The sequence below is a fragment of the Salipiger pallidus genome, assembly GCF_014643635.1.
Lineage (GTDB): Bacteria > Pseudomonadota > Alphaproteobacteria > Rhodobacterales > Rhodobacteraceae > Salipiger > Salipiger pallidus.
On the sequence record NZ_BMJV01000001.1, the window covers coordinates 257,092 to 276,058 of the forward strand.

The following is an 18,967-nucleotide window of genomic DNA, read 5'->3' on the forward strand; positions in this document are numbered from 1 at the left end:
TCGCCAAGCTCCTTCATCGTTCTTCTGTCGGCTGCTCGGTTGCACAACTGGCATCATGGGGCTTGCGGCTTGCGGCTTGCGGCTTGCGGCTTGCGGCTTGCGGCTTGCGGCTTGCGGCTTGCGGCTTGCGGCTTGCGGCTTGCGGCTTGCGGCTTGCGGCTTGCGGCTTGCGGAAAGGCGTCTCAGGACCTTCTATTGCACGCAAGCCCCCCCACTGCGCTGCCATCTCAGAAGTCTGCCCAGCCATCGCCGTTTGCAGCGACCGCGACCTTCGGACCGGGGCTGACCTTGGCGCTCTTTGCGTCCCAAGCCTTCATCTCATCCGACCAGGAGCTTGCCACGGGCGCCTGTTCCAGCAGGTTCTTCGAAGTGGCAACCTCTGCCGACGGACCGGTAGCCCCCCCTGCGCTATCGAACACATCGAGCGTTTCAGACAGGCGCTGCGCTTCGCTGTTGAGGCTCTGGCCGGCTGCATTCAGCTCTTCAACCACGGCCGCATTGTGCTGTGTCATGGCTTCAAGCTGCTGCATCCCGCTGTTGATCTCGCTCAGGCCGTCGGTCTGGCTGCGGACCGAAACCGCAATATGGGAAATAAGGCTGCCCAAAAGGTCCACCTGTTCGAGCATCTGCCCGAGCGATGCGCCGGTCTGCTGAACGAGGTTGCTGCCTTCCCGTACCTCGTCGTTGCTGGCGCGAATAAGGGTCTTGATTTCCTGCGCCGCTTCGGCGGCGGTCTGAGCGAGGCTTCGCACTTCGGATGCCACAACTGCAAAACCGCGCCCGGCGTCGCCGGCACGCGCCGCTTCGACCCCGGCGTTCAGCGCCAGAAGGTTGGTCTGGAATGCGATATCATCGATCGCGATGATGATATTGTTGATCTTGGACGAAGCATCTTCGATGCGGGCGATGGCTTCGATGGCACGGCCGAGGACCTGTTCGCTTTCGGCAGAAAGCCGGCGGCTGTTCGTGGCAACCTTGTCCGCCTTTTCGGCATTGTTGGCGATCTCGGTGCCAGTGCTTGCCAGCGCATCGAGAGACCCGGCGGATTTCTCGAGTGTGGCAGCCTGCTCTTCGACCCGGCGGGCAAGATCGTCGGAGGTAGACCCGATTTCCGAGGCTGCCCCACGCACCCCGAAGGCAACTGCGCCAACCGCGTCCATCGCCTGTTGGAGGCTTTCCACCCCAGCGTTGAAGTCGGCCCGCAGTTCGGCATATTCGGGCGGCAGACTGACATCTTCGCCGATGCGCGCGCTCAGATCCCGGGCCGCCAGCTGTTCGAGACCTTCACGAAGGACCCGAACGGCGACTTCCTGCGACGCACGACGCTGTTCGAGTTCCGCGTCCTTCTGCCGCGACTGGATCAACTGGGAGCGAAAGCTGTCCACTGCCCGCGCCACGGTGCCGAGCTCGTCGGCACGGTGGCGGCAAGGCACGTCCTCCATAAGCTCACCCTCGGACATCTCGCGGATACGCTCTGAGATCTGGTGTAGAGGGCTGACATTGCGGCTCAGTAGCCACCAAAGGATGGCTGCCCCAAGGAACATCGCCACGCCGGCGGCAATCAGGCCGGTCAGCCGCGTTGACCACAGCTGTGCATCGACGACACTGCGATCGACGCCGACATAGAAAATACCAATGACATCACCGCTGCCCGACAAGATCGGCTCGTACACAGTGTAGTAGGGATTGCCGAGGATCACCGCTTCGCCGCGGAAGGTTTCTTCGTTCATCATCGAGGCGTGGACCGGGTTGGAGGTGCCAAGCCAAGTTCCAACGGCACGGTTGCCATCGGGCTTGATGATGTTGGTGGAAAGACGGATGAAATCACCTTCTTCGGGGACCCAGCCGAACACCGTTGCCGTTTCACCCGAGATCTGGCCCACCCTGTCGATCAGGGCATGGCCGGCCAGATCGGCAATGGCATTCCAACGCACCTCCTCGATCCGGCCAGCGTCATCATAATCGACCTCCACCCCGGGGAACTGCGACTGGAACTGATCGATCAGGATTCTAAGGGATACATCCTGTTGCGCTTGTGCGGATTCCGACGCTGCCTGCCGCTCGGCCCTGTCGAACACGAACAGCAAGGACAGGCAGGTCACGAGCAACAGAAACGTCAGGCTGGCCATAAGCCTTGCCTTGATGGAGGTCCGGAGGAGTTTCATGGGCTGGCGCGCTCCTGGGCAGGTGGTTTTCCTGCTGGGTAACGCCAAGCCATGAATGGAAGCTGAAGATTCAGCCTTCTAAGGAAAATTCCGTCCGCTTTACCACTAGCCACCACGAGCAAAACGGCCCGCACCTGCGCGCGGGCCGTTTCAGAAGATTGGAGCCGTCCGATCCGGCACGGATCAGAGCAATTCGATCCGGTAGCTTTCGATGACCGTGTTGGCGAGCAGCTTCTCGCACATCTCGGCCACGTCCGCCTCGCTGGAGCCGTCCGCAAGATCGAGCTCAATGACCTTGCCCTGCCGAACACCGCTGACGCCGTCGAAGCCCAGCCCGTGCAGGGCGTGCTTCACGGCCTCTCCCTGCGGATCGAGGACCCCGTCCTTGAGCATCACATGCACCCGTGCCTTCATGGCGTTCTCTCCGTAATCCCTGCGAAGGACCCCTGCCCCTCGTCTTTCCGATAATTGCCCGTCCGCCGTATCAATGACGAACGGGCCTCAAGTCAGTTGATGAGCTTGGGCTTGACCGCGTGGGTCGCCTGTTTCGGCATCACGCCAAGGCGCTGCGCCACTTCCGTATAGGCGTCGGTGAGCGAGCCCAGATCGCGGCGGAACACGTCCTTGTCGAGCTTCTGGCCGGTTTCCATGTCCCAAAGGCGCATGGAGTCGGGCGAAATCTCGTCCGCGAGGATCAGGCGCTGGTAATCACCATCGTAGACGCGGCCGATCTCGATCTTGAAGTCCACCAGCTTGATACCGACGCCATACATCAGGCCCGACAGATAGTCGTTGACGCGCAGCGACAGGCTCAGGATGTCGTCCATGTCCTGCTGGCTGGCCCAGCCGAAGGCAGCGATATGCTCTTCGGTGACCAGCGGATCGCCCAGCTTGTCGTCCTTGTAGCAGTATTCCACGATGGGACGCGGCAGCGGCATGCCTTCCTCGAGCCCAAGGCGCTTGGCCATCGAACCGGCCGCGATGTTGCGCACGATCACCTCGAGCGGAACGATCTCGCAGGCGCGGACCAGCTGCTCGCGCATGTTGAGGCGCTTGATGAAGTGGGTGGGAACACCGATGGTGTTCAGCCCGGTCATGAAGAACTCGGACAGGCGGTTGTTGAGCACGCCCTTGCCTTCGATCACGTCCTTCTTCTGGGCGTTGAAGGCGGTCGCATCGTCCTTGAAGTACTGCACGATGGTCCCCGGTTCGGGGCCTTCATACAGAATCTTCGCCTTGCCTTCGTAGATCTTCTTGCGGCGTGCCATGAGAATCCTTTCGCAACAGCCTGAGCAATCGGCCCGGCGTCCTTACCGGCCCTATAAATCATGGCTCGCGCGCTCGCAAGCGGCGGTATGAGCGGAAGAGGACGGCGTTACACCATGGCCTGGCTGCGACGCACCGCCGGGGCCAACGACTGAACGCCTTTGCGATACGGCAGCAGCCCCGGCCCGTTCCGTGCGGAAAGACGGGAAAGGCGCCCGGCGGCGGGCCAAAGGCAGCGGGGCGCCATTCCTTGAGGGCAGCCCGAAACATTGCACAATCGTACCGGTGCAGTGATCTTGCTGTCCTGGCGGTGCCGGAAATCCGGTCGCACCTTGGCACAAGGATGACCGTCTCGGACGATTTAAGTCAAAACCCGGTTGGCATTGCGCGCGAAGCCCCTGATCGCCCGGGGCCTGTGCGGCGGTCATACCGCCATGACGATATCCGCGCGCAGCCCACCCAGTGTCTCGCTTTGTCCAAGCCGCAAAACCCCGCCATGCGAGCGGGCGATGTCCGCCGCGATGGCGAGCCCCAGTCCCACGCCGCTTCCCTTGTCCTGATTGCGCGACGGGTCGAGCCGCACGAATGGCCGCAACGCGTCCTCGCGCTGTTCATGCGCAATGCCGGGTCCGTCATCCTCGACCCTCAGGCGCAGGCTCTTGTCGGTGAGTGTCACCGACACTTCGCAGTGTGTGCCGTACCGCACCGCATTGCCGATGAGGTTGTCGAGAGCCCGGCGCATGGAGGTGGGCTTCAGCATCACCTGCCCCTCGCCCTCCACCTGCGCCAGCGTCACGTCCTGCCCGGCGCGCTGGCGGTCCTCGACCACCGCCTGGACCAGTGACACCGGAGACACCATTTCGGCCGGCCCCGACTGACCATCCCCACGCGCGAAATCGAGAAACGCGTCGATCAGCCGCTGCATGTCCTCCACGTCACGCTCCAGCGGCTCGCGATCTTCGTCGTCGAGCATCGACAGCCCCAGCCGCAGCCGGGTGATCGGGGTGCGCAGATCATGACTTACCCCGGACAGCATCATCGTGCGCTGTTCAATCTGCCGCTCGATCCGGTTGCGCATGTCGAGAAACGCACTGCCCGCCGCCCGCACTTCGACCGCACCCGAGGGTGAATAGGGGATCTGCCGCCCCCGTCCAAAGGCTTCGGCGGCTTCGGCAAGCCGGGTTATGGGCCGCAGCTGGTTGCGCAGGTAGAGAAAGGCGATCACCGTCATCACCACGCCGAACACCATCATGTTCACGAAAAGCTGGTGCGCATTGGTGGGGGACGCCCTGCGCCGCGCCGTCTCGACCAGCCAGATCCCGTCCGCCCGGCGCACGTAAACCGCAAGTGCCGTGTCATCGGGCAACATGATACGTTCGGTTCCGGCAATGGACCGATCCAGCGTGCGCCGTACCACGAGACCCGAGAAATCGTACCACCTCCGCTCGTCCGCCGCGGGCAGCGCCGCTTCGGTCACCTGCCTGACATCAAGGTCGAGCGGCCGTGCCAGTTCGGGCCGCGACAGCGCGAGGGTGATCTCCCGCGCCAGCTCGCGGCTCATCTGGCTCGAGACGTCCTCGAAGTGGCGCTGCACGAAGACCACGGACACCACGAGCTGCAGCGTGACGACCGGCAGCAGCAGGATCAGCGCGGCCCGACCATAGAGCCCGCGCGGCATATAGCGTTTGAGCCATTGGAACATGTTGGCTACCTCTTCGATGACAGGACGCAGGAAAGACCCGAAGATGCAGGACCCGCAACCCGATTTCGCCCCCATGCCCGGCATTGCTCAAGAGCTTGCCCCCGGGCTGAGGCGTATTCTGGCCCCGAACCCGTCGGCGATGACCTTCCGCGGGACCAACACCTACCTTGTCGGAGAGCGCGCCGTCGCGGTGATCGATCCCGGCCCCGACCTGCCGGAGCATCTGGGCGCGATCCTCGCGGCCCTAGGTCCGGGCCAGCACGTGAGCCACATCTTCGTCAGCCATGCCCATCTCGACCATTCCCCGCTGGCCGCCCGTCTGTCGCAAGCCGCCGGTGCGCCGGTATTGGCCTACGGCGATGCGCGCGCGGGTCGCTCTGCGGCCATGGAGAAGCTGTCCCGCAGCGGCCTTGTCGGAGGTGGCGAAGGCGTCGATCACGCATTCGCGCCTGACCGGCTGCTCGTTGATGGCCAGGTCGTCGAAGGAGATGGCTGGTGCCTTGAAGCACTGTACACACCTGGCCACTTCGGCAACCACATGGCTTTTGCGTGGAACGACACCCTGTTCTGTGGAGATCTCGTGATGGGCTGGGCCACGTCCCTGGTATCGCCTCCGGACGGAGACCTCACGGCCTTCATGTCATCGCTCGAGCGCCTGCGGTCGCGCAACTGGCGCATCCTACACCCCGGCCACGGCGCTCCGGTCTCCCGTCCCCGGGCCCGGATCACCGAACTGCTGTTGCACCGCGAGAAGCGCGGTGCCCAGATACTCAGGGCCCTGACCGAGCGGCCAGCAACCGCCTCCGAACTCGCGACTGCGATCTACACTGAAACGCCCCCGGCCCTGCTGCCGGCCGCGAGCCGCAATGTCTTGGCGCATCTGCTTGATCTGCACGCCCGCGGTGCCGTCCGCTGCGTTGAGCAACTGGGAGAAAATGCCCGCTTTACGGTGACTTGAGAGGAAAATCGAAAAACATTCAAAAAAGTTCGAAAACCCTCTGGACGCCCCTGAACCCGATTGCTATACGCCCCACACACCGCAGGACGCGGCGCCACGGACCCTCACGGATCACACGGCAAAGCGCTCCAACGCAAAAGTTCCGGCGTAGCTCAGCGGTAGAGCAGTTGACTGTTAATCAATTGGTCGTAGGTTCGATCCCTACCGCCGGAGCCAATTCACCCACTAAGCCGTTGATAATCAAGGCATAGGCTGAATTTGGCAAGTACGGTGTCACACAGCACTGTAGCACAAGTTCCTGAAATGCGGGTCGCTCGTCTCCACTCCTGGAGGCCCCATCTTGGCGACCACCCCTTACCTCCTACAACGCGGCTCCACCTGGAGCTGGCGTCGGCGTGTGCCTGAGTTTTCCACAAAAACCCGACATTGGCAGCTGTCTCTGCGCACCAAGGACCGGTCGATCGCGTGTATCATCGCACGCAGATTGAACTACGAGTGCGACCGGATGCTGGATGCAATCACCGATGGAAAGCTGACCACCGCCCAGGCCAAGGCCTGGCTGACCTCAGTTGTGCGCAGCGAGCTTGACCGCATCGAGCGTCAGCGCATGATCAGCCGGATGGACCCGGTGGGCTCATCCGAAGAGGACCGGCGTCTCGATTGGGCGACGGCGCGCGCCTGGTCCCACCTGGCGAGCAAGGGACTGCATCCGGAGCTCTCCGCTCACGACCGACGCACCGTACTTAACGAAGGTTCAAGCGAAGCAGATATCGCGTCTCTAGAGACCATGCTTGGCGTCCTGTCGCGCGATGTGCTGTCCGAAGCGGGCGTCAACAAGATGCTTCGCGCCGCGCGGGACAGCATTCAAACGGCTACAGGCGAGACCTTGAACCCTACGGCCGAGACGATTCTCTCTCTTCGGCAACTGCTGCTGGCCGGAAAGGCCGCGGCCTGGTCCGCATCTGAAGGTCGGGAAGATCCGAGCCTTGAACAAGCGCGCGCCCTTGCGCGGGAAATCCTCGACGGTACGCCTGCCGAGAACACCGAACCCGGAGAGCCCCTTCACATCTCCGGGGAAACCACACTGATCGAGGCACCTACCCCACCTCAAGTCTCAGCCCAAAGGCCAGATTTCAGTTTCGATCCGGACATTGTCGCGCTCGTAGAGCGCATCAACGCCGAGAAGGACCGCGAGCATATCAAGGAAGACACCAGAAAGCAGCTTTCATCGCAGGCGCACCTCTTCGTCAAGGCTACGGGCATCACCGATGTTCGGGATATTACGCAGGGCCATCTCAAGTTCTACAAATCGGTCCTGCAACGCCTTCCGACGAGCTACGGGAAAAGCGCAAGGGATGCAGACAGGACTATCGATGAGCTTCTTGCACGCGCCGAGGATCTTCCCGAAAAGAAAGTCGGCCTCTCGCCTCGAACGATCAACGGCCACCTGGACCGGTTCAAGCTCATCTTCCAGTTCGCCAAAAGCGAAAGCATCGCGATTTCGGACTCGATCGAACTCGGCCTGCTCCGCGTGCGGGAAGAAAAGCGCAACCGCGACAAGCGCGAAGCCTTCACCCTGCCGGAACTCCAGCAGGTCTTCCGGCATCCGATCTGGACGGGGTGCAGGTCAACATCGCGGCGCCATGAGCGCGGCAACATCGTGAAGGCGGATGGGCTCTACTGGGGACCTATCCTGGCTGGCTACAGTGGCGCCCGGCGGGAGGAGGTTCTCGGGCTGGAACCCCGCGATGTCGTGTCCGTCGACGGCATTCCCTGCTACCACATCCGCGACAACATGCACCGCGGGGTCAAGACCTTCAGTTCGGAGCGCCTGGTTCCGATTCACGCGCATCTGATCGAACTGGGCTTTCTCAGGCATGTCGACGACATGCGCATGCGCGGTGCCACGGCCCTCTTCCCCGAATTGATCGCGACAAATGATAGCCAGTCCTTCGGTGACAAGATCTATTACAACTGGGCGAAGGCGCTGGTGTTGCAGCTGGACGGCAACCCCAGGGAACTCTGCTTCCACTCGTTCCGCCATTATGCCATTGCCCACCTGAAGGAGTTGCCCGAGGTCAGCGAGAAGCAGCGCCGTGACCTGGTCGGGCACAGCGGCGGTGACGTGCATGACGAGCAATATGATGTCGCCACGTCGATGACCGTGATGAGTGGCGTGGTCGCGAAGCTTCCGCGATTGTTCTGACGCGCTGACGAGATCACTGCCTGGCGGGCCTACCGAACATGATTACGAATGGCGCGGATCGTCGCATCAGGATCAGAAAACCATTTTCGACATATCGGATGCTTCGGCTCGTGATTGCCCGCCCGGGGGGCCCTCCGCCCTAGGTTCTTTCGCGCGCAAGTCTCCCGTGGGTCGCGCGCAAGTGTTCCTTGCTCGACCCGAAGCGACAATTGCGATCCGATAAACATGTTAGGCATGGCCAGTCTGGTCTCCGAGCCCCTTGGGCGGAAAGTACGGAATTCCCGTCAAGGTCAACTCAGCCGGTGCTTGGCAGGCGCTTCACAGTCCACTCGGCGCACCAGGCCCGCACGGTTATCCACATAATAGCGACATGAGACGGCCTCGTGCTAGCATTCGGGCGTGCTGGGGAATCCTGCAGCAATTACAATGTCGGACAGAATAGCTGCCAAAGGAACAACCACGTTGACTGACAACCAGGCCATCATCTGCGCCCGCACCGGCCCTACGTTCCCCCAGATCATCGGTCACCCTGACGGGGGGCGCGCATGACCGCCCGGCGGGACAAGCTCGTGAAGGTGCGCTTCTCACAGGAGGAGTTTGCGCTGCTGGAAACGCTGCGCCGGACCGCGGGATCGGAGGGCCGCTCTGTATTCATCCGCAGACGGACTCTGGAACCCGAAATCGGCACACGGGCGATCGCGGATCTTATCGGTCAGGTCGGTGTGACGCTGAACACCGAAGATATCGCTCCCAAACAGCTCGACCACTTGGCGCTTCTCCTCGACGGGCTCACGCAAGAGCTCCGCAGGGTTAAGAAAAGCTGATCGATGCGCGCGCATAACACCTTCCACAAAACGGCCGGCGTCCTGCCCGACTATGACCTGCGCGACGGTGCGGAATTCATCGGTGGCACAATCCCCCGCGCAGATCCCGTTTTCATGCGCGACCGCTTGGACAACCTCGCGGATGGTGCGGGAGTGATGCACATGACATTGTCGCTGCCCGTAGGACTGCGGGCCAGTCGCGAAACGTGGCATGCGATTGTCATGGCGCAGCTCCACCTTATGGGCCTGCCCGCCAGGCGCACTCCGTGGGTCGCGGCCCGTCATACGGATGCCAACTGCGACCATGTGCATGTTGCCATCGCCCTGCGTGGCTTTGACGGATCCCGCCTGCGCCCCGAGACCGGCGACATCAGGACAAGTCGCAATCACCAGATGCTGGCCCGGCGCCTCGGCTTGCCCGTACCAGACTACTTCAACGCTCAGATCCCGCGCCTCGACCCACCGGTCATTTCCCGCCGGCTGACCACGGCGCCCAAGATAAGGCTGAGCGAGGCCCTCAGATCCATCTTCACAACCGAGCGCCCAAGAACCCTCGACGCCCTCGATGATGCTCTGGCGCGGCAATCCCCGGCCATCCGACGCACCAAGACGCAGAATACGCATGGGACCACGAGCCACCTGTTCAACTTGGATGGAGCCAAAATCTTCGGAGGCGAGTTGGGGCCAGCCTGGGAGCCGCGACACCTTGAGAGGCGCCTCGCTCATGCAAATGCCCTTCACCGCCTTCGACTGCGCCTGAGCACCCAGATCTTTATCGCAGCCCTCCTGCCTCACGCGAAACCACTCATGGAATTCGAACATGCAAAAAAAGATGACAACCCTGACCCCACCTCAGGAACACGAAGTGTTGCTGAAAACGATGCTCACCATGGACGACAAGGTGGATCAGCTGCTCCCGCTGCTCGATCTACTGAACGACCCCGATCACCCGATGTCCGAACTGGGCAAAGCCCTGATCGAGGTGCTTCAGAGGATCTCGGAGGATCTACGGCAAGCAACAAGCCTCCGGGAAGAGCACCGCGCAGGCTTGGATCAGGCGAGCGAGACCAATGCCGCACTGTCACAGATGCTCAAGGCCATCTCGGGGCAGCTTCAGGAGATTCGGGCGGAGAACCGCAGCTTGAAGCAGCAGATCTCCGAGATCCACGGCCTGATGTTCAGTCCGGTCGACTGACCTTCGGTCAGCAGCTCAGGCAGCTTCTCCGTTTCCTTCACGCGGGCTTCAGTGGCTGGCGCTGGCGCCGTTCGGACAAATCAGCGATTCAGGTAACGTTCCGGGATGGAAGCGTTGCCGAGGTGATCGGCGGCATCCTGGTCAACGCGGGTGAGGAAGGTGAAGTCACCCAGTTCACCGAAGGCTGGCGCAAGAAGTTCGGGGAGGTGGATGTTGAGATACCCGGAACGTCAGACGACCACACCCCGGAACCGATGTAGTAAGACCGTACCATCCCCTTTTACGGATGCCGGAAGACGTCTGCAGCAGCAGACCGATGCCTCAATATGCGAGAACCAGATAATGTCCCAAGTGGTGTAGCTCCTCATGGGCCTCACGCACACTGTCAGGCCGAGCAGCTCGGTCGTGCTGCGCAGCAGGTAGGCTGACCACGACCTCATCGCAGACCGGCGTGACCGTTTCCAGAGGTAGCGTCCACGCACGTGGTGTAATTTCAGCGCCGTCGAAGGTGTAATCCCGGGTGGTCACCGAGGTGTATGATCGAGGTGGAGTTTGGCGACTTCAACCACGGATCACACGGAGACCCCGATGACCAAGACGAACATGGGCAGGTCGTGAAGCGGGCGCAGATCGACAGCGAGCCCGAGGCGCTTATCGCCTTCCTGCGGGACCTGCCCTTTACCATCGAGGCAATCGGACTGGAGGCAGGGCCGCTGTCGCAGTGGCTTCATCGCGGCCTGGGTGAAGCGGGCTTCGAACTGGTCCTGATGGAGACCCGGCAGGTCAAGGCGGTCCTGAAGGCCATGCCCGTCAAAACCGACCGCCGCGATGCCGAGGGCATTGCCAGGCTGCTCCGCATGGGCTGGTTCAGGCCGGTCCACTGCAAGTCGGTGTCCGCTCAGGAGATGCGCGCTTTGCTGAGCGCCCGCAAGGCGGTCCAGAAGGCGGCACTGGACATCGAGCAGTCCTTGCGCGGGGTCCTGCGCAATTTCGGGATGAAGCTCGGTCCTGTCGGCAAGGGCAAGGGGCGCTATGAATCACGGGTCCGAGAGCTGGTTGCCGGGAATGCCGCGCTGGAGGCAGCAGCCTCGGCCATCCTCGATGCCCGGATGGTGCTGCGCGACAGGCTATCGGCGCTGGTCCGCAGGGTGCTCGAGCTTGCCCGGCAGGACGATGCCTGCCGACTGATGATGACGATGCCCGGAGTCGGCGCCGTGGTCGCATTGACCGTGCGCTCGGCGATCGACGATCCGGCGCGGTTCCGGTCGTCTCGGGATGTAGGACCATGGGTCGGCCTGACGCCGCGGCGGGAACAGTCAGGCGAGCGCGATGTCACCGGCAGGATCACCAAGGCAGGAGATGCAGCGCTGCGGACGGCGCTCTTCAATGCCGCCACCGTGATGATGCATAATGCGAGGCCATGCTGGCTCAAGGCATGGGGCATGCAGGTTGCCAGACGCCGCGGATCGAAGCGCGCCACAGTGGCCGTCGCACGGCGGATCGGCGTCGTGCTTCATCGGATGTGGCTGGACGGAACCGACTTCCGCCCGCAGCGCAAGCCGGTCCCGACTACAGCCTGAGACGATCATCGACACGGCAAGAAGGAGAAGATCAACTTCTGGCAGGGTCTGCCCCGCCACGAAGAAGTCCCCACCGGGACGCGGTTCCCGGCGACGCCGGATATGACGCTGCCGCCGGACGTTCCATCCGAGCGCGTTTTCCAGATGGGCGCCCGGGAACCGATCTCACCGACATCATGTAGGCGGCCAGCGCGCCGACCACGGACGGAAGCATGACACCGGTATGGGACTGGGAGTGGAGGCGATGGCGCTGCAGAAGGAGCACATGGTTTTGCCCAGGACCAACGCGGCTGTCGGCGCGGGCGGCGCTCCGATATCTGATGTCTCCGCGCCGCCCGCGCCTCGCGTTCCGCAGCCAGCCCGGCAATTGCGGCTGCCTCGCCGTGCAAATTCCGGATTGACGGCAGGGGCCCCAAGACGGAAGTGTCATGTATCGCCCGCGCTGGACTGTGCATTCCTCAGTCTGCTCCATCGGGACTGCCCCTACCAATATCCAGATCGAGGGTTTGTTAAGGAAGATCACGACGACGTACGTGCGTCGCTTGATCTCACCATTCAGGAGCTCAATTGGTTTCGTGGAATTCAATTTGGCGCAATGCTGGGCCGGGAAGGTCAGGTAGGACAGTACGTCTTCCTCCGCCGCACCCACGAGCATGGCCAGTTTCAGCAGCTTGAACCGCATCTCGTCCGCTACCAGTGGGTCGCCTTGGCGACGGGTCTTACCGCGTCGTGGTCGAGCTGAGCAAAGGCGGTGGTGATAAAAGCCGAGGCTACCCTGCGGCTGCTCTTGCCTGCATGGGCGAGCGCATTGCATTGGAAATGAACCCGGCAGCGCTGCCATGAGGTCGCCAGCCCCCGCGCCGTGACCGCCTTGATGCCCGCACGCGCATCGCTAATTACCAGCTTCACGCCGGAAAGGCAGCGGCGCACGAGGTCGCGCAAAAATTCTGTCCAGAAGGGCTCGGCTTCGGAAGCACTGATCGCGATGCCCATCACTTCGCGTCGGCCGTCGGTGTTCACGCACACCGCGATCGTCACAGCGACGGACACGATCCGACCGCCCTGGCGGACCTTGAGATAGGTCGCCTCGATCCATAGGCAGGGCCATTCTCCCTCGATCGGTCGGGTGAGGAAGGCATCGACCGCGTCGAAACCCCATAGACCTAGGCCTCTTGGATGACGGCCGTCAGCGCCTGTTCCGCCGAGCGACGGGGCTCGAGGAACAAGGGCACGTAGGAGCCGGTCCGCAGAAGTCGGATGCGTAACTGGCCACTGTCCGCACGGGTTTGCCAATCCCTGTCGCAGTAGCCATTCCGTTGCGCCAACCGCTTGGTGCTCTTGGCGCCGACCTCCAGCTCCATCAGCTGCTCGGCGGCAAAGCCGATCATCTCGCGCATCAGGTCCGCATCGCCGCTCTTCTCGACGAGCGCGCGAAGGTCATCATCGGTCCGGTCATCGGGTCTATCCCTCGGTTCAAGTTGGTGTCAGCAAGCCGACCCTACTGAGAAACACGATGGCCCCCGACAGCTAAACCACGCACCGGGACGTCACCCGCAGGAACTTGCACGGATCGGAACCCTAATCACCCAAACGTTGTTCTTCCACTTTATGATCCACTCATGGGAAGGAGGCCTTTGGATGTCCGGACAGGAAGGCGATGCGGATCTCGTCTACGCGATTACCCACCTCGAGGCACCGCCCGACCCGCCGGAATGGTGGCGCGGAGCGGCCTTCTACGAAGTGTACCTGCACTCATTCAATGATGCGTCTGGTGACGGGCTGGGCGACCTTCGCGGCGTGACCGAGCGGCTGGATTACATCACCTCGCTCGGTGTCGACGGGATCTGGCTCACGCCGCCCTACGCCTCGCCGCAGGATGACAATGGGTATGACGTGTCAGACTTTCGCGCAATCCATCCACCCTTCGGCACGATGGACGACATGAACGAGCTGATTGCCGCCTGCCATGACAGGGGGCTGCGCATCCTACTCGACCTCGTTCTGGGGCACAGCTCGGATCAGCACGCTTGGTTCGAGGAAAGCGCCGCATCACGCGACGGGGATAAGGCGGACTGGTACGTCTGGGCCGACCCCGCCCCAGATGGCGGGCCGCCCAACAACTGGATCAGCTCGTTCGGCGGCCGCGCCTGGAGGTGGGAGCCGCGGCGGGCCCAGTATTGCTATCGCCCCTTCCTGCGCAGCCAGCCAGCGCTCAACCTCGCCAACCAGCAGGTGATGGCCGAGATGCTGGACGTGATGCGCTTCTGGCTGGACCTCGGTATTGACGGCTTCCGACTGGACGCGATCCAGTGCCTCTCCTTTGACGGGGCGCTGCGGTCCAACCCGCCGGCGCGGGATGCCGAGAACCCCTCGGTAGGAGGCGGGCCGAACAACCCTTTCAAGGGACAGATGCATCTATTCGACCGCGACGTACCTGAGGCCATCCCATTGCTGCATCACATTCGCCGTGTCGCTGACGAATACGATCCGCCCCGCGCTCTCATCGGCGAGTTGGCCGACGTGGACAGCTCACGCCTCGCGCCGAAATACACCGTGGGCGACGACCGCCTGCACGCGGTCTACGATTTCGACCTCATCAATCGTGGCGAGACGATCTGGGACTGGAGGCGCATGCTCGACATCCGCTCGCGCTACCTCGTACCGGGGGCGAGCCTGAACGTCTTCACCAACCATGACAGCCCACGCGCGGTCTCGAACCTGATGCCCGAGGCATGCGCCGCCGGACGCAGCGCCGAGGCAGCGAAGATGCTTTTGTTCCTGCAAGCCACGCTCTCGGGGGGTATGATCCTGTTCCAAGGGGAAGAGTTAGGGCTCGAGCAGCCCAACCTGTCAGCGGACGAGATCACCGACCCTTGGGCGAAAGCGCTCTGGCCGGATTTCGAGGGACGCGACGGCGTGCGATGCCCCATCCCGTGGGAGGAGGACGCTGCCTCCGCCGGATTTTCCGACGCGGACACGCCCTGGAAACGGGCCCGCGACGGGCAACGCGCCATGGCGGTCGATGTGCAGGAGGCAGACCCCGCGTCGGTCCTGCGCTACACCCGAGACCTGCTGGCTTGGCGACGAAGCCTCCCCATGCTGCGCATCGCGCGCGAGGTCACTTTGCAGGACCTGCCCGGGAACGTCATCGGCTACCGCCGCGAGTATGGCGACACGCACCTGAATTGCTACGTCAACTTCGGCCTCGGCTCCGAAAAGATCACACTTCCGCAAGCCGGGCTGAAAGCCCTGTTTGCCACTGGTACGGCGACGGTGGAGGGTGACAGGCTCACCCTCGGCGGTCTCGGCGCGGTCGCGCTGGCCTGACTCATCCAAGCCGACAGACAAGGAGAGGACATCATGCCCCTTCCCCAACGCTCGATCTCCGCGCCGGCAGCCGCCCGAGAGCAGCGCGAGATGTGGTGGCACCGGGCCACCGGCTACCAGATCTACCCACGCAGCTTTGCCGACAGCAATGGCGACGGTGTCGGCGACATTCCCGGGATCATCTCGCGGCTCGGGCATCTGGCAGACCTCGGGATCGGCTTTATCTGGCTTTCGCCGGTCTACGCCTCGCCGATGGTCGACAACGGCTATGACATTGCCGACTACCGTGCCATCGCCCCCGAATATGGCACGCTGGAGGATATGGACCGCCTGATCGCCGAGGCCCGGGAGCGCGGCATCGGCATCGTCATGGATCTCGTCGTCAACCACAGCTCATCACTGCATGACTGGTTCCGCGCGGCGCGCGCTTCCCGCGAGGCTCCCGAGCACGATTATTATATCTGGCGTGATGCAGCGCCGGACGGCGGCCCTCCCGATGATCAGCAGGCTGCCTTCGGTGGACCGGCCTGGTCTTGGGTCGAAGAGGTGGCCCAGTATTACTTCCACTATTTCAGCCCTGCACAGCCTGACCTGAACTGGGCCAACCCGGCGCTTCGAACCGAAATCTACGACATGATGCGCTGGTGGCTGGATCGCGGCATCGCGGGGTTCCGGATGGATGTCATCAGTCTCATCGGCAAAGATGTCGATGCGCGCGTCTACGAAGAAGGCCCGACCCTGCACGACCATCTTCAGGAAATGCACCGCGAGGTGCTGGCGGGCCGGGACATCGTGACCATAGGCGAAAGTTGGTCGGTGTCTCCTGAAACCGGTTTGCTCTATTGCGGTCGCGACCGGAGGGAACTCGACATGGTTTTCGAGTTCAGCCACATCCGGGAAGGCTGGGACCCCGAACGCGGCAAGTTCGCACCCCGACCATTCGACTTGCGCGGGTTCAAGCGCGAGCTGTTCGCTTGGCAGGATCTGACGCGGCATGACGGCTGGACATCGCTGTTCCTGAGCAACCATGACCTACCGCGACAAGTCTCCTTCTACGCCGACGACGGCCCCTACCGCCGCGAGGCCGCAAAGATGCTTGCGACCGTGCTGCATCTGCTCAAGGGCACCCCGTTCGTCTACCAGGGCGAAGAGATCGGCATGACGAATGCCGCCTTCGAGCGCATCGACCAATACCGCGATCTCGAGACGCTGAACCATTTCGAGGCACAGATCGCGGCGGGCGTGCCGCTTGAAGAGTTTATCGCCGGGGCACGGCGCAACAGCCGCGACAATTCCCGCACTCCAATGCAATGGAGCCCAGGGCCGCACGCCGGGTTCACCACCGGCACGCCGTGGATCGAGGTGAACGCCAACGCCTCAGAAATCAATGTCGAACAGGACAGTGCGCAGCCGGACGGTATCCTTGCTCACTATCGCAAGCTGGTCGCCCTGCGCCGAGAGCGCGACATCGTGGCCTTTGGTGAGACCGAGTCCTTTCTTGCAAACAGTCCTTCGGTCATGGCTTACCAGCGCCGCCTTGGCGCGCAGAGGCTGGTGGTGCTGGGCAATTTCACCGGCCAGGAGCAGGATGTCGAGCTGCCCGAAGATATCGCGGCGGGAGCGGGCGTCTGCCTTATCGCATCTCATGACAAACGCGGTGAGCTGCCGCGGCAACTGCGGCTCGCCCCCTATGAAAGCTTCGCGGTGCTGACCAGCTGATCCGGAAGATGAAACTTCCATCCCCCCGCGAGCCTTCGCCGGTCAGGCCCGCGGCGCCGGTCGGCGCGGCGTCATTGCTCGGCTACGGCGAGGCGGTTCTGAACGCTAAGCACGCCGGGCACCGAACGGGCGATGCCGTCAGCGAGTGTCCGCTGGAATTCCAGCGCAACCGCGCCGTCCATTTCTACGACACCGCCGGACACACGAACCGCGATTTGCTCATCCTCGAGCCTGCCGTCTGCCCCAAGCGCACGTTCTACGCCCTGGGCGAGAGCGGCGTCGGTGGCGGGCTCGCCACCGGGGACCGGCACGGCGGGGTCAGGCTCCATGGGTTGCCTCACCCCGTGAAAACCGCCCGGGCGATCCGGCTCTGCTCGCTCTGAGAACAGCGTACGCTCTTTGCTTTCCTCGGTCTTTGACATGGGACCTCCAGTGTAGATCAGGTCAGCTTCGGCGCGCAGTCGCAAAACCGCTGCCTCAGGGCATCAACAAACTGCATCAGCAGACGTTCCCACCCGCGGCTGCCGGTGCGGGAACTGCCCCCGTCGCTTTGCGTTGGACTCGACAGAAAGGAGGTTCCATGCCTGTCCCTGCAACCCCTCCCGAACCGCCGACTACGCCGCCGGCTGATATGCCTCCCGCCGAGGTGCCACCCACGCCGGGCCCCGACATCCCTCTCGAACCGCCGCGCGAGATGGCTCCCGAGCCTGACCTGCCCCCGGAAGCGCCGCCGGAGCCAGACCCTGAGCTTCCGCCAGATCAGCCCGGTGAGACGCCCGATCCCGACATTCCCCCCGGTCCGGTCCCTGTCTGACAGGAGGTCCCCATGCCGGATATCGAAACACGCCTTACCACCATTGAGGCCCGCCTGATTGCCCATCGCAAGCTGCTCGCCCGGCTCGTGGAATTGCTTGGGCCGGAGGAAAAGGGCTCGCTCACGGCTTGGATCAAAGATCGAGAGATTCTGCGGGACGGGCAGGAAGACCCTGCGGCACTGCCCACAGAGGTTGCCGTTCTGCCTCTTGGGATCGCCGAGGAATTTCAGGAGATCCGTGCTCTTATCGACCGGCGTGGCCCGAGGGAGTAAGCAGCCTGACCGCGCCGGACCACAGGTTCACAACCCTGAATATATTTGATAACCAATATCACCACCCTAGGGTCAAAGGGCACGCAAGAGAGCATTCGCTTGCAAGTGCCGGCCCCGGGGGGACGCACCCCTCGCGCCGTGCTTGCCAACCCCTTGGGAGAGGCAGACGCGATGAGCCATCCAACCTATCTGAACACCACGCGCCGGGGCTTTCTCGGCGGCACTGCCGCAGCATCGGCACTCGCCCTCGGAGCGCGCGCCCGAGCGCAAGACGCGCCGGCGCTGGAAGAGTACACCCCAGAGTACCTGAGCGCGGCCGAATGGGCCTTCGTCATGGCCGCCACGGCGCGGATTATCCCTTCGGACGGTGACGGCCCCGGCGCGATCGAAACGCGGGTACCGGTCTTCATCGATCTGCAGCTGGCTGGGGATTTCGGCAATGCCGCCGATCTCTACATGGAAGGCCCGTTCAAACCGGATGCCCCCGACACGCTGGGTCCGCAAAGCCCGCTGACCCCCGCCGAGATCTACCGTGGCGCCATCGAGCGCATCGACGCCGCCTGCACCGATGACTATGGCAGCGTCTTTGCCGATCTCGCCCCCACCCAGCAGGACGAGGTGCTGAGCGCCCTCGAGGAAGGCCCCTCGACCAGCGGCAACACCTCCGACATGGCCGAGGACGCCGGCGGCGCCGCCCCGAACACGGACGGCAGCACCGCCTTCGGCCTCACGCCCGAGTTGAAGGAATTCTTCTCGCTGCTCGTGCAGAACACTAAGGAAGGCTATTTCGCCGACCCCATGTACGGCGGCAACGCGGGCATGGCCGCCTGGAGCTATATCGGCTTTCCCGGTGCGCGGGGCAGCTATGCCGAATGGGTCGGACGCGAGGAAGACTACCCGCTCGGCCCCGTCTCCATCTCCGGCGAAAGGGCGTAACC

Annotated in this window: 15 protein-coding genes, 1 tRNA gene and 2 pseudogenes; 12 read left to right on the forward strand and 6 right to left on the reverse strand. The window is 63.1% G+C overall.

Annotated features, from left to right (window positions below):
- Positions 1-227 precede the first annotated feature (227 nt).
- The 4 genes from IEX41_RS01240 to IEX41_RS01255 form a co-directional block, all read right to left on the reverse strand.
- Positions 228-2,165: a methyl-accepting chemotaxis protein gene (locus tag IEX41_RS01240; protein WP_229672866.1), complete on the reverse strand. Its 1,938-nt coding sequence runs from the start codon at positions 2,163-2,165 to the stop codon at positions 228-230.
- A 183-nt stretch (positions 2,166-2,348) separates the two neighbouring features.
- The gene (gene purS / locus IEX41_RS01245) at positions 2,349-2,579 is read right to left on the reverse strand and encodes a phosphoribosylformylglycinamidine synthase subunit PurS (protein WP_188788047.1); all 231 of its coding nucleotides are present in this window, start codon (positions 2,577-2,579) and stop codon (positions 2,349-2,351) included.
- Positions 2,580-2,671: 92 nt separating this feature from the next.
- Complete coding sequence (gene purC / locus IEX41_RS01250) at positions 2,672-3,433, reverse strand: phosphoribosylaminoimidazolesuccinocarboxamide synthase (RefSeq protein WP_188788049.1); 762 nt, start codon at positions 3,431-3,433, stop codon at positions 2,672-2,674.
- Between the two features lie 422 nt (positions 3,434-3,855).
- Positions 3,856-5,133 (reverse strand): ATP-binding protein, encoded by a 1,278-nt coding sequence (locus IEX41_RS01255; RefSeq protein ID WP_188788051.1) that lies wholly within the window; start codon positions 5,131-5,133, stop codon positions 3,856-3,858.
- Positions 5,134-5,176: 43 nt separating this feature from the next.
- On the opposite strand from IEX41_RS01255, the gene IEX41_RS01260 reads away from it, so the two are divergent.
- The 8 genes and pseudogenes from IEX41_RS01260 (at position 5,177) to IEX41_RS01290 (ending at position 11,896) form a co-directional block, all read left to right on the forward strand.
- A complete protein-coding gene (locus IEX41_RS01260) occupies positions 5,177-6,091 on the forward strand; it encodes an MBL fold metallo-hydrolase (protein ID WP_188788053.1) in 915 nt (304 codons plus the stop codon).
- A gap of 141 nt (positions 6,092-6,232) precedes the next feature.
- A tRNA-Asn gene (locus IEX41_RS01265) sits at positions 6,233-6,307 on the forward strand.
- 124 nt (positions 6,308-6,431) lie between these two features.
- The gene (locus IEX41_RS01270; RefSeq protein WP_188788055.1) at positions 6,432-8,297 is read left to right on the forward strand and encodes a site-specific integrase; all 1,866 of its coding nucleotides are present in this window, start codon (positions 6,432-6,434) and stop codon (positions 8,295-8,297) included.
- A gap of 545 nt (positions 8,298-8,842) precedes the next feature.
- Complete coding sequence (locus IEX41_RS21800; RefSeq protein WP_373285600.1) at positions 8,843-9,121, forward strand: hypothetical protein; 279 nt, start codon at positions 8,843-8,845, stop codon at positions 9,119-9,121.
- 162 nt (positions 9,122-9,283) lie between these two features.
- Positions 9,284-9,448, forward strand: a pseudogene (locus tag IEX41_RS21805) (relaxase/mobilization nuclease domain-containing protein); the annotation flags it as partial.
- Between the two features lie 505 nt (positions 9,449-9,953).
- Positions 9,954-10,316 (forward strand): hypothetical protein, encoded by a 363-nt coding sequence (locus IEX41_RS01280; RefSeq protein WP_188788059.1) that lies wholly within the window; start codon positions 9,954-9,956, stop codon positions 10,314-10,316.
- Between the two features lie 122 nt (positions 10,317-10,438).
- Positions 10,439-10,576: a hypothetical protein gene (locus IEX41_RS01285; protein ID WP_188788060.1), complete on the forward strand. Its 138-nt coding sequence runs from the start codon at positions 10,439-10,441 to the stop codon at positions 10,574-10,576.
- A 276-nt stretch (positions 10,577-10,852) separates the two neighbouring features.
- Positions 10,853-11,896, forward strand: a complete 1,044-nt coding sequence (locus IEX41_RS01290; RefSeq protein ID WP_188788063.1) for an IS110 family RNA-guided transposase — start codon at positions 10,853-10,855, stop codon at positions 11,894-11,896.
- 388 nt (positions 11,897-12,284) lie between these two features.
- Here IEX41_RS01290 and IEX41_RS01295 read toward each other — a convergent pair.
- A pseudogene (locus tag IEX41_RS01295) lies at positions 12,285-13,352 on the reverse strand (IS256 family transposase); the annotation flags it as partial.
- A 182-nt stretch (positions 13,353-13,534) separates the two neighbouring features.
- On the opposite strand from IEX41_RS01295, the gene IEX41_RS01300 reads away from it, so the two are divergent.
- Together IEX41_RS01300 and IEX41_RS01305 are read left to right on the forward strand one after the other, a co-directional pair.
- Positions 13,535-15,223, forward strand: coding sequence for an alpha-amylase family glycosyl hydrolase (locus tag IEX41_RS01300; RefSeq protein ID WP_188788065.1), 1,689 nt, complete (start codon positions 13,535-13,537; stop codon positions 15,221-15,223).
- Positions 15,224-15,256: 33 nt separating this feature from the next.
- Positions 15,257-16,942: a glycoside hydrolase family 13 protein gene (locus tag IEX41_RS01305; protein ID WP_229672868.1), complete on the forward strand. Its 1,686-nt coding sequence runs from the start codon at positions 15,257-15,259 to the stop codon at positions 16,940-16,942.
- Positions 16,943-17,013: 71 nt separating this feature from the next.
- On the opposite strand, the gene IEX41_RS01310 is transcribed toward IEX41_RS01305, so the two are convergent.
- On the reverse strand, positions 17,014-17,271 hold the full coding sequence (locus tag IEX41_RS01310) for a BON domain-containing protein (RefSeq protein WP_188788068.1): 258 nt from the start codon (positions 17,269-17,271) through the stop codon (positions 17,014-17,016).
- Between the two features lie 497 nt (positions 17,272-17,768).
- Here IEX41_RS01310 and IEX41_RS01315 point away from each other — a divergent pair, with 497 nt between their 5' ends.
- Together IEX41_RS01315 and IEX41_RS01320 are read left to right on the forward strand one after the other, a co-directional pair.
- Positions 17,769-18,029: a hypothetical protein gene (locus IEX41_RS01315; protein WP_188788070.1), complete on the forward strand. Its 261-nt coding sequence runs from the start codon at positions 17,769-17,771 to the stop codon at positions 18,027-18,029.
- A 171-nt stretch (positions 18,030-18,200) separates the two neighbouring features.
- Positions 18,201-18,965 carry a gluconate 2-dehydrogenase subunit 3 family protein gene (locus IEX41_RS01320; RefSeq protein ID WP_188788072.1) on the forward strand — a complete coding sequence of 255 codons (765 nt, stop codon included), beginning with the start codon at positions 18,201-18,203 and terminating at the stop codon, positions 18,963-18,965.
- The last annotated feature ends 2 nt before the right edge of the window (positions 18,966-18,967 follow it).